This window comes from Psychrobacter sp. H25, assembly GCF_059076335.1.
Genome location: NZ_JCACRV010000001.1, coordinates 2,126,018 through 2,139,787, shown reverse-complemented (window position 1 = coordinate 2,139,787; position 13,770 = coordinate 2,126,018). Strand labels below are relative to the sequence as shown.

General features: G+C 44.5%; 15 protein-coding genes. 5 read left to right on the top strand and 10 right to left on the bottom strand.

Annotated features, from left to right (window positions below):
- Positions 1-99: 99 nt before the first annotated feature.
- On the bottom strand, positions 100-1,077 hold the full coding sequence (locus AC5JPO_RS08695) for a zinc-binding dehydrogenase (protein ID WP_493853864.1): 978 nt from the start codon (positions 1,075-1,077) through the stop codon (positions 100-102).
- Between the two features lie 294 nt (positions 1,078-1,371).
- On the bottom strand, positions 1,372-1,626 hold the full coding sequence (locus tag AC5JPO_RS08690) for a DUF2798 domain-containing protein (RefSeq protein ID WP_493853863.1): 255 nt from the start codon (positions 1,624-1,626) through the stop codon (positions 1,372-1,374).
- A 310-nt stretch (positions 1,627-1,936) separates the two neighbouring features.
- Here AC5JPO_RS08690 and AC5JPO_RS08685 point away from each other — a divergent pair, with 310 nt between their 5' ends.
- Complete coding sequence (locus tag AC5JPO_RS08685) at positions 1,937-2,659, top strand: aspartate/glutamate racemase family protein (RefSeq protein ID WP_493853862.1); 723 nt, start codon at positions 1,937-1,939, stop codon at positions 2,657-2,659.
- An 86-nt stretch (positions 2,660-2,745) separates the two neighbouring features.
- Positions 2,746-3,693, top strand: a complete 948-nt coding sequence (locus tag AC5JPO_RS08680) for an alpha/beta fold hydrolase (protein ID WP_493853861.1) — start codon at positions 2,746-2,748, stop codon at positions 3,691-3,693.
- A gap of 2 nt (positions 3,694-3,695) precedes the next feature.
- On the opposite strand, the gene AC5JPO_RS08675 is transcribed toward AC5JPO_RS08680, so the two are convergent.
- The 6 genes from AC5JPO_RS08675 to AC5JPO_RS08650 all read right to left on the bottom strand — a co-directional run bounded on the left by AC5JPO_RS08675 (position 3,696) and on the right by AC5JPO_RS08650 (position 8,935).
- Positions 3,696-4,739 carry an NAD(P)H-dependent flavin oxidoreductase gene (locus tag AC5JPO_RS08675; RefSeq protein WP_493853860.1) on the bottom strand — a complete coding sequence of 348 codons (1,044 nt, stop codon included), beginning with the start codon at positions 4,737-4,739 and terminating at the stop codon, positions 3,696-3,698.
- 160 nt (positions 4,740-4,899) lie between these two features.
- Entirely contained in the window at positions 4,900-5,661 is a 762-nt protein-coding gene (locus AC5JPO_RS08670) for a hypothetical protein (RefSeq protein ID WP_493853859.1), read from the bottom strand.
- Positions 5,662-5,835: 174 nt separating this feature from the next.
- A complete protein-coding gene (locus AC5JPO_RS08665) occupies positions 5,836-6,213 on the bottom strand; it encodes a DsrE family protein (RefSeq protein WP_493853858.1) in 378 nt (125 codons plus the stop codon).
- 190 nt (positions 6,214-6,403) lie between these two features.
- Complete coding sequence (locus tag AC5JPO_RS08660) at positions 6,404-6,946, bottom strand: acyl-CoA thioesterase (protein ID WP_319050790.1); 543 nt, start codon at positions 6,944-6,946, stop codon at positions 6,404-6,406.
- A 53-nt stretch (positions 6,947-6,999) separates the two neighbouring features.
- On the bottom strand, positions 7,000-8,094 hold the full coding sequence (locus AC5JPO_RS08655) for a YheT family hydrolase (protein ID WP_493853857.1): 1,095 nt from the start codon (positions 8,092-8,094) through the stop codon (positions 7,000-7,002).
- 238 nt (positions 8,095-8,332) lie between these two features.
- Positions 8,333-8,935 carry a YigZ family protein gene (locus AC5JPO_RS08650; protein ID WP_493853856.1) on the bottom strand — a complete coding sequence of 201 codons (603 nt, stop codon included), beginning with the start codon at positions 8,933-8,935 and terminating at the stop codon, positions 8,333-8,335.
- 196 nt (positions 8,936-9,131) lie between these two features.
- Here AC5JPO_RS08650 and AC5JPO_RS08645 point away from each other — a divergent pair, with 196 nt between their 5' ends.
- Positions 9,132-9,836 carry a pseudouridine synthase gene (locus tag AC5JPO_RS08645; protein WP_319050787.1) on the top strand — a complete coding sequence of 235 codons (705 nt, stop codon included), beginning with the start codon at positions 9,132-9,134 and terminating at the stop codon, positions 9,834-9,836.
- Here AC5JPO_RS08645 and AC5JPO_RS08640 read toward each other — a convergent pair.
- Positions 9,833-9,955 carry a hypothetical protein gene (locus AC5JPO_RS08640; protein WP_493853855.1) on the bottom strand — a complete coding sequence of 41 codons (123 nt, stop codon included), beginning with the start codon at positions 9,953-9,955 and terminating at the stop codon, positions 9,833-9,835. The genes AC5JPO_RS08645 and AC5JPO_RS08640 overlap by 4 nt on opposite strands.
- A gap of 239 nt (positions 9,956-10,194) precedes the next feature.
- Here AC5JPO_RS08640 and AC5JPO_RS08635 point away from each other — a divergent pair, with 239 nt between their 5' ends.
- Entirely contained in the window at positions 10,195-11,259 is a 1,065-nt protein-coding gene (locus AC5JPO_RS08635) for a disulfide isomerase DsbC N-terminal domain-containing protein (RefSeq protein WP_493853854.1), read from the top strand.
- Between the two features lie 184 nt (positions 11,260-11,443).
- Here AC5JPO_RS08635 and AC5JPO_RS08630 read toward each other — a convergent pair whose 3' ends face one another.
- A complete protein-coding gene (locus tag AC5JPO_RS08630) occupies positions 11,444-12,094 on the bottom strand; it encodes a DUF2939 domain-containing protein (RefSeq protein WP_319050785.1) in 651 nt (216 codons plus the stop codon).
- A gap of 417 nt (positions 12,095-12,511) precedes the next feature.
- Between AC5JPO_RS08630 and dnaJ the strand changes: the two genes are divergently transcribed.
- A complete protein-coding gene (gene dnaJ / locus AC5JPO_RS08625) occupies positions 12,512-13,645 on the top strand; it encodes a molecular chaperone DnaJ (RefSeq protein ID WP_493853853.1) in 1,134 nt (377 codons plus the stop codon).
- The last annotated feature ends 125 nt before the right edge of the window (positions 13,646-13,770 follow it).

Below are 13,770 nucleotides of genomic sequence, written 5' to 3'. Positions count from 1 at the left end.
AAAAGCCCACGGTATTATCTGAACGAGTAATACAAATGGGCTCTTTTATATGTCATGTTACCTCTCTAGAGGACAGTCATTGTAAGGGTAGTATATTGCTTACGGCTTTAGGATGACTTTACCTTTTTTGCTTGATTGTACTTTTCCAGAGACGGCAGTTGTGATGTCATCTAGACTGTAGATAGCTTCGATAGGGAGCTTTAGGTCGCCATTAGAAGCGCGCTCTAGTAGCTCATCGATCAGACGTTGTTTGTTATCTAGATCCATTTCTTGACTGGTCTTGCTGCCCCAGAATCCTTTTACCACCGCTTGTTTAAAGATCAAGCTACCAGCGTCTAATGCCATTGGCTTGCCTGACATGATACCAAATGAGACCAGCGTGCCTTTGCTACCCAGTAGCGATAGCAGCTCATTGCTTGACTCACCGCCGACCGAATCAACGGCTGCGGTAATCTTGTCATCACCGATGATAGCGCGGACTTGGTCTTTCCAGTCGTCATCAGCGGTGACAACGTTGTTTTTGATATCAAGTGCAGTCAGCTCTTCGAGTGAGTCTTTGCTACGCACCAAATTGATCGTATTCACACCGCGTGCAGCAGCGAGCATGGCTAGTGTCTTACCGACTGCGCCATTTGCAGCGTTATGAATAATCCATTGACCGCTATCAACTTCTAAGAACTCTAATAGCATCAAGGCAGACAATGGCATAGCGATCAGCTGGGCTGCTAGCTCGTCTTTGATACTGTCAGGAATGACAAATACCATATCGGCAGGGGCGACAAAATACTCGGCCCATGTCTCGTGCACACTAGCGCAAGCTACTCGCTGACCGACACTGAGATCTGTGACGTCGTCGCCGACAGCATCGATGATACCGAGCGCTTCACTACCACCGATGGCTGGCATCTCAGGCTTATAGCCGTATTGACCGCTGACGGTTAGCAAGTCATGGTTGTGAATAGGGGAGAGAATGGTTTTGATGCGGACTTCGTTGGCAGCAGGCTGCGGCATAGGACTGTCGCCCACGCTTAATACGTCGGAGGGTTTACCAAAACTGTTATGAATAGCACTACGCATGATGATTTCCTTTGCTTATTTATGATTTTATTTATAAGTATATTAAGAGTCTGAATAACCAGCTAAAACATGTTGTTATCAAGGTTATTCACCAATATTTTTTATTCGAGTGAAAACAATACCACGATAATGATAAATATAGGCCATCGATTCACAAAGATACTATACTTGAAAAAGGATACTATACTTAAAAATAGACTGGTCGTCTAGACAGTGGATACATTCGTGCTAAATGGATTTTATTGTAGAAAGTTTGGCTTACATCGGTAATATTTTTGTCTGCTACATTATGGTCTAATAAAACTCAATACGACTGAGAACATGCTCTTGTATCATATAGGCACAGATATACGCGCTCGGCCACGCAAAAACAAAGGCCAGTCCCCAAGAGTGCATCAATTCTGCAAAAAAGCCGTCAACGTAGCCTACTTTTACCAATAATAGTGCTGACGAGATGATAAGCGACATCATCATCGCCATCAGACCTGTAAAGATAAGGCGATAGAGCTTGCGGCGGATGCGTATTCTAATAGTGGGGAAGTTTGTCATAGTGTTCGGTGTCCTACAGGATGATAGCAAATAGCGACGCTCAGCCTATGATGCTGGCGTATGGCATACATATACTTATACGGTAATTAACAAACGTAACCGACAGGATAGCTGGCTACGAGCGCACATGATACGCCTCAAAAATGAGTAGGTAAAATCGTTATTATTAATGGTAGTAATCGTTGTATATTGATCACAAGAGTTTTGTGTTGAGCAAAATAGCATTGGTGTAAACGCGCACACTATATATAGCCAGCGTTGCTACGATAATTGGCTATGAGCCAGACGATAAAATACCTAGGAGAGTGGCATGGCAGATCAACAACAGCGAGACTTTGAACAACGAACATTGGGCATCATTGGCGGTATGAGCTGGGAGAGTACAGAGAGCTATTATCGTCTGATTAATGAAGGCATCAAACATCAGCTTGGCGGACTACATTCAGCAGACTTGATGATCCATAGTGTGGATTTTGCGGTGATCAATGAGCTACAAGAGCAAGGCCAATGGGATGAGCTGGGTGCACTAATGGCTAGTAGTGCTCAGCGTTTGCAAGCAGCTGGCGTGCAAGGAATCATGATCGCCTCCAACACGATGCATAAGTTGTTCGATAACGTAGCAGCAGTCACAGCGCTGCCGTTGATCCATATCGCTGATGCGACTATAGATGCTATCAAACAGCAGAACCTAACCACAATAGCGCTACTCGGCACGCAGTTTACGATGACTCAGGATTTTTATAAGCAGCGTCTGATCGATGCAGGCTTGCAAGTGCTGATACCAGAGCAGGATGCGAGAGTAGAGGTACACCGTGTTATCAAAAAAGAGCTGTGCGTTGGTGAGTTTAAAGACAGCTCACGAGAATATTATCGCCAAATGATTAAAGACTTGGCTGCGCAAGGAGCAGAGGGTGTGATATTAGGCTGTACTGAGATTGGTCTACTTATCAAAGAAGCCGATAGCCCGATTTCTGTATTTGACACTACTGCTATCCATGCGGCGGCTGCGGTAGAGTTTTTGCTAAATAAATAATGGCAGTAAAAAAGGCTAGAGCACAAAAGGGTGGCATAAATAGGTGTTGTGCAACTCATTTACCGATAACTAATAAGGATGTTTTGATGTCACTGATGCGTATATGTTTCCCTCTTTTCTTGGCTTTGTCTGTTGCCAGTTGTACAACGCCTAATAGTTTCACCGTTGCCACAACTCAAAAAATCATCCAGCACGAGCGCAATAAATCTGACCTGACTACCAAGGTGTTTACACTGGCATCAGGTGAGCAGCTGACGTATGCCGAAAACAACAATACCACTGCTGAGCCTTTATTGTTGATTCATGGCTTTGGTAGTAACAAAGACAGCTTTACGCGTGTTGCAAGCGAGCTTGGAGACTATCATCTTATTATCCCAGACCTACTAGGATTTGGTGACTCAAGCAAGCCCGATAGCGCAGACTATCGCGCAGATGCACAGGCGCAGCGCTTGCATGAGTTGATGCAAGCGAAGGGCACCGCTGCCAACCTTCATCTAGGTGGTAACTCAATGGGCGGTGCTATCAGCGTGGCATATGCAGCAAAGTATCCAAACGATATCAAAAGTCTGTGGCTCATCGATAGTGCAGGATTCTGGTCAGCAGGTGTTCCAAAATCACTGGAAAATGCCACGCTTGAGAACAACCCACTATTGATCAATAAGACAGAAGATTTCTACAAGCTGTATGAGTTTGTCATGTACAAACCGCCTTATCTGCCAAAAACGGTGCAAGCAGTCTTTGCCCAAGAGCGTATTGAAAACAAAGCGCTACATGCCAACATTCTCGAGCAGATCGTAGTAGACAATGTCGAGGCACGCGCCGCAGTCGTCGCAAACTATAATATCCCAACGTTAGTCGTTTGGGGCGAAGAAGACCGAGTCATCAAACCTGAAACCACAAAATTGATCAAGGAAATCATCCCGCAGGCGCAAGTTATTATGATGCCTAAGGTCGGTCATGTGCCGATGGTTGAGGCGGTAACAGAGACGGCTGAGGATTATAAAGGGTTTCGCGACCGGCTCAAAAGTAAGTAACTCTATAGCTGTTTTACCAACCGATCAAGCAGATCAAGCGTGCTTTCTTGTTTGACTAAAGCTACCCCTTGTCCTGCCCATAATGATAGATGTTCTGCATCAAGATTATGAGCAGCATGCGCGCGCATAGACTTAGTCATAGCATTGAGTTGCGGGTAGGGCGGTAGTACATCCGTGTTCTCAAACTGAGCAAAATCACGTAGATAATCGTTTAATAAACCACGAGCAAGCTTACCTGAAAACAAACGAGTTAAGCGTGTCTCTGAGCTACGTCTGCTGTGACTGGCATCGAGTAAGGCTTGTTTATACGTGTCATTAATACCGCACTGATCTGTGGTCAAAAACGCTGTTCCCAGTTGCGCAAGCTCAGCACCAGCGGCTTGTACTGCCTTGATATCTTGTGCTGTCATGACGCCACCTGCTGCAATCAATGGAATCTCTGTGCATGTGCGCGTTTGGCTAATCAGTGTCAGCAATCCCAAAGGATCGGTTTCGCTTTGTGGCAACCAGCCACCGCGATGACCGCCAGCTTCCGCCCCTTGTACACAGACCGCATCAGCACCAATCTCGCTCCAGGCTTTGGCTTCTAATGGATGATTTGCCGTACCGATGACGCATGTGCCGAGACTTTGCAGACGCTGAACTTGCTCAGCACTGATAATACCAAAGGTAAAACTGACGACAGGCACAGGATTGTCATAGAGTACTTGTAGCTGATCTGCGAAATTCTGAGCGGGGCGTTCAGGTAACTCGGCGACTATGCCATTCTCTTGATAGTACTGATTCAGCCAAAGTGGCATAGCGGTATCAAAGTTGCTCGACTCGTGCTCAGATAATACCATCAGATTAATCATAAAAGGACGGTCGGTCAGGGTCTTAATCGTATTGATTTGACTATCCAAAACATCTGGTGCAGTCATACCAGATCCTAATGAGCCCAATCCACCAAAGTTACTCACTGTGGCTGCCAGTTCAGGTGTGGTTACGCCTGCCATTGGTGCTTGAACGATAGGGTGGGTTAAGCTTAGAGTATCAAGTAAGGTCATGACGGGTAGCCTTTTATTAAGGTGTTTGCATGACTTACTTTAACAGAGCTGAGTACAGAGTATATGAGATAGTGTTTATTTAGTTAGGAAATAGGAGGGGTGGGTTTGGACTACAGTTTTATAGTTAAGATAGTTGACTATGAAAATGTCGCTAAGTGAATCAGCTACATTTTTTATCATACATATCTGAATAGAAGTTTGAGAAATAATCGACAGTAATTTCTAAACCATCTGGATTGTCCTTCCACTTAGGTATGTCACTCCCAATGTTAGCGTACTCTTCGTAAATACCATTATTACTGGGACGAATAGAGTCAGGAGCTTCAACAAGTCCTACCAAGCGTTTTTTGAGAGTGATATAACCGTCGCTTACTCTATAGTTTTCTGCATCTTGATAAACATAACCTGTATAAAAACTCTCATTATCAGAATTTCTTATTACCTCATTTGTCATATTTGTAGAGAAAAAAGGAGGCAGTTTGCTAACAGTGTAATTGTTATCTAAGTAGCTCTTTAATCTGTTATAAGTTTCATTCTGTTTTTCTTCAGTCTTTACATTCTTGACGAATAAAACTCTCTGCAACGAGTCTTTTTCATTAAAAGACATCACTGCTATGTTGAAATTAACATTGGCAAATAGACTGGGTTTACCTGTGTGCATTGTCCAATTAGGTAGAGTAGTAAAGTCATCCTCACAAAAAATATTAACCCCATTTATGTCTTGACCTATCTGTCTAACATTATCAGCTAGATTGAAACTGTCTGCTTGCGAGTTGTTAAGCGTGAAATAAAAGGGTTCATCCTTTCCCTCAGGAATAGCCTCTTTTATTTTTGCTTGGCTGATAGTTGTTTCAGAACACCCTGTCAAAAGCATAGTAGGTAAAAGAAAACTGAAAAAAACATTAGCTGATTTACTATTCATTTTTATATTTACTCATTACTTATAATATATTAATGAGATATTAGCATACTAAAGTTCATGTATTTAAGTTCTTAAAGTGTTCAGCGAAACAAAAAAAGGTCAGTCCCCAAACCATCAAAACGATGATTAAGAAACTGACCCACTTCTGTAGCTTTATTAACTGTTTTTTTACTTTTAGCTCAACTGCAATGACCCTTTTGCATTCATCAGTAGCTCAACCACATCATCACCGCTAATGACTTCAAAGCGTTTATCGATGTCTGATTCTTCTACACCGCCATGTTTCATACAAGCGCCGCAGACCAATACTTGTCCACCTTTTTCGATAAAGGCTTCTAGCAACTCGCCAGCGGGCTCAAACGGATCGCCAATATCGACACCGTCTAGCGCGTTCGGTTTTGCCAGATGTACCGCATCTACCATGAGTATGACGGTAGCAGAGTGGCCTTTTTTGAGTGCCACGCCAGCCATAGTAAAGGCTAGGGTGATCTTACTTGGGTTTGTCTCGCTATTATCAAATAACGTACCGACAAAATCCGTCATGTTAGCCATATTGTTCTCCTTATAGGACTATTTTTAGTTGAGTCAAATATAATACTCACTAGTATCCTAACATTTATTATATGTATTTATATAATGACTTGTTATGGAATAGTAGTCATAAGGTGACATGCTTTCTCATGGCTTTAACATGCTTTTAATCAATGTTCAGCAGTGTCGTTTTAGCTAAGCGACAGGCACATTATTCCGTTGGCGGCCACGGACGATCAGCATCGCTCTTAATCCATTCAGCCACGTAACCTGTTGGCGGGAGATCCCAATCAGACTGTCCTAATGCTGCCAGTACCTGTGCCGTGTCGATCACTCGTCCACCTTTGGTCACACCCGTACGCAGTAATCCAGACGAGCAAGGCTTGCCCTTGACCCACATAGATTGCTCGATATAGAGCCAGCGCGCATCGATACCGACGATTTTGGTCTTGAGCGTGACTTTGTCAAAGGCGCGAATACGCTTACGGTATTGGATGGTACTGCCAGCGATGACCAAACCCCAACGCTGTTTTAGTAGCTGGTTGCCAAGCCCCGTCCGTACCGCAAAGTCCATACGCCCCAAATCATATAGCGTAAATACGCGACCGTTATTCATCTCCAAAAAATTATCGATATCAGATAAGCGGCAGCGAAACTGAATCTCACTGGTGTCTTTGAACGTCAACGTATCGCCTCGTTTTGCTTTTATGGCAGCATGAGCGATGGTGGCGGCATAGCGGATAAATGGATACATAGAACACTCTCAAAAGTTTGTAAACGTTGGCGTTATTATTTCGTCATTGATTATTAGTTGTCAGAGACCACATCTTGAGAAGGCTCGCTAATAGAAGCCAAACCAATCCAGTTAAAATAAGCACTAACCGTTTCAGGTATCCAGTTAATATCGAATTTTGAAGTCTTAGATTTTTTAGCACTGGTGACAGACGGTTTGCTTTTGGCCTCAGCACTGTCTGAACGATAGCGCAGATAACCGATATGTCCACCGTGTTCTGTATCCAATATAGTGACGCTATCAGAAACATCGTTTGGCGTCGCGGTAAAGCCAATGAAAGGATCGTCTTTTGCACTAATTAACAGTAGAGGCTTGGTAACGTTAATCAAGTAAGGTAGGGCAGACGAAGAGTGGTAATAGTGATTGTTGGAGCGGTAGCCATGACGGGGCGCGGTAAAGATATCATCGAAGTCGCTGATACGATTGACGGCTTTGATAGCATCAATTTCTTCTGTGGTGATGTCGTTCGCCAACGCTTTTTTAATAATTGGATTAAGCAGATAAGGCGTATAGATACGATGACTCAAAAAACTATGCATAGTAATGGCAGCCGATGACATATCGACGGGAGCAGAGATGACCGCCGCGCCTTTGCAAATGGCTTCGTCACCATACTCGCCCATGTATTTCGCTAGTGCATTACCACCAAGTGACACGCCAGCCGCATAGATATTGGCATACTGCGCACGTAAGTTCTGTAGTGCGTGATGCACCTCATTGGTATCACCGGCATTATAAAAAACTCGGCCATTAGCTGGAATACCGCCACAACTACGAAAGTGCACCACTACAAAATGCCAGCCTTGCGCGTGCATCTGGTAAGCCAATGCGCGAGCATAGTGACTGTCACTGCTGCCCTCCATGCCGTGGAATAGGACAATCAACGGTGTTTGCTCAAGTGATCCATCAGTCGATGGATTTATAGGATGCGCATCATAAAAGTCGTAAGCAATATCGGTTTCACTCAAGGAATCTTGCATCACCACACGGCGATACGTCGGTGCTTTGGGCGCAAAAAACTTAGGCAAGATGCTCTGCAAATGAGGGTTGGTCAGCCAAAATGGTGGCTTAAAGGGTGCTGGAGAAAAAGTTGTGGTCGAGGTGGACATATAAGGATCTTATTTAAGGAGGGTTAAAAAGTAATGTTTTTTATCATAACGCCAGTGCCTACGAAAACCAATGATTTTCAGTGAACGCATGCTTACTGAAAAACAGCTACTGAAAGTAGTTGTTCCAAAGCATTTTTTAAAAGCAGCTATGAAATACAGAGACTGAAAGCAGCACTTAAGAAAAGCGACTAACAATAAAGCTGTCTAAACGAGCAGACGAGAGCAGTTAGTCAGATTTTTAACGTTCTGGCTGATCCAATACTCGACCATCCATTGCCAGACGCTCTTTTAAATTATCCATGTCTGCCTCAGCAAGGGTTGCGCTCAAAGTAACTTGTTTGCTGTATGCGACATCATCAACACGCCCACCAAGACTCTCTATGATATAACGGCACTGTGCTTCAGTTGCAAACGTCGCCAGCACCTGCACTTGTGCCATCGGTACATAGGGTCTCAATATCATCTCATCAACAGCTGCTTGGGCCGCGCCTGCATAAGCACGAGTAAGACCGCCAGCACCTAATTTGATACCACCAAAATAACGCACCACGATGATAATCACGTTGCCGATGGACTTGTGTTGCAGAACATTTAATATCGGCCTGCCAGCCGTACCGCTTGGTTCACCATCATCATCGAACCCTGCACTGGTGGTGTTGTCAGGGTCACCAACGATATATGCCCAGCAAAAATGACGGGCATCAGGGTACTGCTCGCGTAGTTGTTCCACGTGAAACATAGCTTGCTCGCGGGCGGTCACAGGATAGGCATAAGCAATAAACTCGGACTTTTTGATTTCTAGGCGCGCGGTAACCGCACGTTTTAGCGTTTGATAGCTCATATTTCATCAGGCTTAGGTTGGATATGTTAAACTGGTCTGACTGTCACTGGCTTTTATATTGGGCGCAGTGTTCATTCAATTTTTCATTATAGTACCATTTCTAACCATCGAAGATAACGAGGCGCTCACGGCTGAGAGCTGGTATCGTTAGTTTCTGATTTAGGGCTGGTATCATAAAACCGATGGTAGTCATAGTATGCGTTTAGATAAATTTATTAGTAAAGCCACCGAGCTGTCACGCAAAGAATCAAAAAAAATCATGCACGCCGGCGAAATCACCGTAAATGATCAAGTGGTCAAAGACCCTGGTCTACATGTCGATATCGTTAATGATGATGTAATGTGGGCAGGCGAGCCACTGTCAGTGGCTACTGGCAATCGCTATATTTTGTTGTATAAGCCTGAAGGCTTTGAATGTACATTAAAAGCCAAAGAGTATCCAATCGTCACCGAGCTGATTGCGGTACCAGAACTGGGTAGCTTGCGTATTGCGGGACGCCTCGACGTCGATACCACAGGTGCTCTACTCATGAGTGATGATGGCGGCTGGCTACACCGTGTCACTAGCCCCAAGCACGAGCATGCTAAAGTGTACGAGCTAACCTTAGCAGATGCGATGGATAGCGATTCACAAGAGAAAGCTGTGAAAAAAGTCGCCGAAGGGATTCTATTAGAGGGAGATTTTGAGCCAACCAAGCCTGCTGTTCTAGAATTCATTGATGAGACTCATGCACGCCTGACACTAGAGCAGGGTAAGTATCATCAGGTCAAACGCATGATGGGTTATTTTGGCAATAGAGTCACTGAGCTGCACCGCGCTAGTATCGGTCATATCAATTTAGAAGGTTTAGAAAAAGGCGATAGCCGCTTCTTAACACCAGAAGAAGTTGCCAAGTTCTAGTTATAGACTGGATTTACTCTTCGCACTATCATTTTTAGACCATTGTTGTACAACTCATAAGCAGCCGCGACACCGTGTGCTGCTTTTTGCTGTCCGTTGTTTTTGTTTACCGTTTTCATCCACGGTGCTTGTGTTGCCTATCTCTTAAGATTAGGTAGCAGTTTTGCGATTTGGGCCATTTATCACTTTGCAAAACCAACCTATGTGCTACAGTTATTTTTATCTATAACATGACTTGTCTATTATCACTTGCCGAGTCTGATGTGCTCAGTATGCCTGAGTCGTAAAAGCAATCGTTATCGAAAAGCTATCGCTATCAAAAAACGGTCATTATCAAAAACTAGATAGGAAGCCTTCAGTGATATTATCTGTATTAAAACCTGCCAGCCTAATCAGCGTTATATTGCTAGCAACCACGGCTTGCGCTCAGCCAAGCTCAGCAGATGCTACCAGTGTTCAGGTGAATAACAACAGCCACAGCGCACAAACAACCAAAGCGGTAAGTGTAGCTATCGATCAGCGCTTGCGCCAAGTATTGACCCAAGCAGGTATCAAAACGCAAATTACCTCTATCGTGCCTTCTAACTTACCTAATATGTATCAAGTAAACTTGGCAGGGCAGTTACCGTTGCACATCACTGAAGATGGTAGATATGTCATCCAAGGTGAGCTGCAAAAAAATCCAAGCAAGCGGGTAGTGACCAAAACACCAGCACGTAGCACGAGTGCGCAGGTAGGCAAACCTGTCAGTGCTAGCGTCAAATCTGACATGCTAGCAAATATGGCAGCGCTGAAAAACATGAGCGCTAAAACGCCATTCTTTTATACTGCCGTACCAGGCGTGATTTGGGGAGCAACGCTAGAAGGTGTGCCGTTTTTACTATCAGATGATGCACAGTACATTACTGATGGTGAAATATCAGTGATCGAAAACGGTCAATTTATCGGGCTCGATGAGAATTTTGAAAAGCGTAAAAATCAGTCTGTATTTGCAACATTGGATAACAGCCAGTTGATTACTTATCCAGCGACTAGCCCTGAGAAAGCCGTTGTCTATGTGGCGGATGATGTCAATTGTACTTACTGCCGCAGACTGCATCAGCAAGTACCATCGCTCAATGCAAAAGGCGTGACGGTCAATATCATTGGCTATCCAATATATGAAGCATCACCTGAGCAAATGCGGGGTATCTGGTGTCAAGCTGATGAAGACAGTCGTCGTCAAGCATTTGATAAGGCGATGCTACAAGGTCAGATGACACCTGCATCCTCAAGTTGTACCGTCGATCATGTCACGCCCAATCGTGAAAAAGCCGCGGGACTCGCGGTAATGGCAACACCCGCCATTTACCGTGAAGATGGTGTGCTATATCAAGCGAGTTTTGAAAGCCCTGAGTTCTTGGAATTTTTGGGCATAGAGTAACGACGTCAGCGTCATACAACATTCATAACTCATGTAGCCCCGCACTTCAAGCAAACAAAAAACCGCCTTATGACGCTACGCATAAGGCGGTTTTTTTGTTTTATATAATAGTAGTTCGAATACCATAATTTAAGGGCTATAGTTTGAACGTTATAGTTTTAAGATCGTTGGCTGTCAAAAATAGTTATGGCAGCACCACATCCACAATCTTCCATCCAATCAAACCTTCACGCTGCATCTCGATAGTAAGTGGATAGCCTTTCACTTGACCACTAATATCGAAGCAATTGATACCGCAATAGCTCAATGTTGGTTTTTCGCTATCATTGCCTTGGGCGGCCTGCTGCTCAAGCTCAGCCGCTTGTTTTTTCATGACTTGCTGCATTTGACTTTTGACCACAGCATCTACGTCGCCACGTTGAATAATTAAGCTTTGAATAAGGTTTTTTAGATCAACCTGATCACTAGCGATGGCCCATGCAGCAGCCAGCTCTTTGGTGGCTGTGTTGGCTTGGCCTTGGGTATTGATGAGTTTCTCGATGTTTTGCGGGGTGATGGCACCGTCGACGGCTTGCGTAATAAAGCCATTTGCCGCTTGGGTAAGTGGCTCACCACCCAGCTCAGCGATCAGCGGGTACTTGGTCAGGGTCGTTGCAAATTGACCAGTCAGCTGATTTTGAATACTTGGTCGTACCTGCTCATAATCGATAGCCGCTGCGATAGTGGCCCCATCTTTATCATCATAAGCGTTTTTGAGCTGATAGGCGCTGTAATAAGGGGAGCCTGCATAGACGACTACCGCAATGATGATCAGTAAAAAAATCAGCTTTTTCATAAGACTTGGCACCTTGTTGCACGTTGTCGCAAACGTTGTCGCCATAGATATAAATGACGGTAGATATGGCGGTAAATATTAGCACGACTGGGCATTACTTCGGTACGAAAAGCTGTGTAGCAACATTAATAAATCGTGTATATCGCGATTTAACAGCGTTAACTGCGAATTTCATGGCTTAAGCGCTTGATAAATCAGCAGACCATCTCCATAAATAGCGCAAACTTTTTATAATTGATTTGGCTAAGCGGCCCCACCAAACTTGCTCGTCGCATCCACTTGTTATTAGCCCGTGATATCGTTGTTTGTTATGTTTCACATGAAACCTAATGATGTAATCACGTATGAATAAGGCGCTAATGAGCAACGTTAATCAGTCAACGAGCTGGCGGTACTGCGAAGACGATAGGAGAAACCATGAGTAAACGCGATTTTTATGAAGTATTAGGTGTCAGCAAAACCGCTGATAGCAAGGAAATTAAGCGAGCCTACCGCAAGCTTGCTATGAAATACCATCCAGATCGCAACTCTGATGACCCTGACTCTGATGACAAATTCAAAGAAGCGTCGATGGCTTATGAAGTGCTAAGTGACGAAGAAAAGCGCTCAGCCTATGACCGCATGGGTCACGCTGCTTTTGAGAATGGTATGGGCGGCGGTTTTGGTGGTGCAGGCGGTGGCAACTTCCAAGACATCTTTGGCGATATCTTTGGCAACTTCGGCGATATTTTTGGTCAATCACGTGGCGGCGGCGGTGGACGTTCACGTCGAGGCTCAGACTTACGCTATGTCATTGAGCTGACATTAGAAGAAGCAGTACGTGGCTGCAAAAAAGAAATCAGCTTTACTGCGCCAGCGCCCTGTGATACCTGTGATGGTAAAGGCGCAAAAAATGCCTCTGATGTCGTGACCTGTCAGATGTGTCATGGTCAAGGTCAAGTGCGTATGCAGCAAGGCTTCTTTGCAGTGCAGCAGGCTTGCCCGCAGTGTGGTGGCTCTGGTAAACAGATCAAAAACCCATGTCCTGACTGTCATGGTAATGGCGTCAAAGACAAATCACGCACACTAGAAGTGTCTATCCCAGCGGGCGTCGATGATGGTGACCGCGTTCGCCTAGCAGGAGAAGGTGAGGCGGGCGGTGCAGGTGTACAGAACGGTGATCTGTATGTCGAAGTACGTGTCAAACAACACAATGTCTTTACCCGCCAAGGCGCTGACCTATACATGGACGTACCTGTTAGCATCACCGATGCAGCATTAGGTAAAGAAGTTGAAATCCCAACCTTAGACGGCAAAGTAAAGATCAAAGTTGCAGAAGGTACACAAAGTGGCAAATTGCTGCGTGTACGCGGCAAAGGCGTGACGCCAGTACGCACCACAATGAAAGGTGATTTGATCTGCCGCGTTGTCATCGAGACACCTGTCAACTTGACACGTGAGCAAAAAGATCTGTTACGTCAATTCCAAGATACTTTGGATGATGACAGCAAACATCAGCAGTCACCACACAAAAAATCATTCTTTAAAAAAATCGGCGATTTATTCGATTAAAAAATAGTCTAACTAAGTAGCTAGTACTAAACTAAGCCCAAAGGTTTCACATGAAACCTTTGGGCTTTTTCTTGTGCTGATAAAAAACCACTCAGGTAATGATATTTGCTAAACTTACGATAAAT

What these genes read in the sequence shown, in the direction of transcription:
- AC5JPO_RS08655 (WP_493853857.1), bottom strand. Translation starts at nt 8,094, where the DNA reads ATGTCCACCTCGACCACAACTTTTTCTCCAGCACCCTTTAAGCCACCA.
- AC5JPO_RS08640 (WP_493853855.1), bottom strand. Translation starts at nt 9,955, where the DNA reads ATGAAAACGGTAAACAAAAACAACGGACAGCAAAAAGCAGCACACGGT.
- dnaJ (WP_493853853.1), top strand. Translation starts at nt 12,512, where the DNA reads ATGAGTAAACGCGATTTTTATGAAGTATTAGGTGTCAGCAAAACCGCT.
- AC5JPO_RS08690 (WP_493853863.1), bottom strand. Translation starts at nt 1,626, where the DNA reads ATGACAAACTTCCCCACTATTAGAATACGCATCCGCCGCAAGCTCTAT.
- AC5JPO_RS08630 (WP_319050785.1), bottom strand. Translation starts at nt 12,094, where the DNA reads ATGAAAAAGCTGATTTTTTTACTGATCATCATTGCGGTAGTCGTCTAT.
- AC5JPO_RS08685 (WP_493853862.1), top strand. Translation starts at nt 1,937, where the DNA reads ATGGCAGATCAACAACAGCGAGACTTTGAACAACGAACATTGGGCATC.
- AC5JPO_RS08645 (WP_319050787.1), top strand. Translation starts at nt 9,132, where the DNA reads ATGCGTTTAGATAAATTTATTAGTAAAGCCACCGAGCTGTCACGCAAA.
- AC5JPO_RS08665 (WP_493853858.1), bottom strand. Translation starts at nt 6,213, where the DNA reads ATGGCTAACATGACGGATTTTGTCGGTACGTTATTTGATAATAGCGAG.
- AC5JPO_RS08675 (WP_493853860.1), bottom strand. Translation starts at nt 4,739, where the DNA reads ATGACCTTACTTGATACTCTAAGCTTAACCCACCCTATCGTTCAAGCA.
- AC5JPO_RS08670 (WP_493853859.1), bottom strand. Translation starts at nt 5,661, where the DNA reads ATGAATAGTAAATCAGCTAATGTTTTTTTCAGTTTTCTTTTACCTACT.
- AC5JPO_RS08650 (WP_493853856.1), bottom strand. Translation starts at nt 8,935, where the DNA reads ATGAGCTATCAAACGCTAAAACGTGCGGTTACCGCGCGCCTAGAAATC.
- AC5JPO_RS08680 (WP_493853861.1), top strand. Translation starts at nt 2,746, where the DNA reads ATGTCACTGATGCGTATATGTTTCCCTCTTTTCTTGGCTTTGTCTGTT.
- AC5JPO_RS08660 (WP_319050790.1), bottom strand. Translation starts at nt 6,946, where the DNA reads ATGTATCCATTTATCCGCTATGCCGCCACCATCGCTCATGCTGCCATA.
- AC5JPO_RS08695 (WP_493853864.1), bottom strand. Translation starts at nt 1,077, where the DNA reads ATGCGTAGTGCTATTCATAACAGTTTTGGTAAACCCTCCGACGTATTA.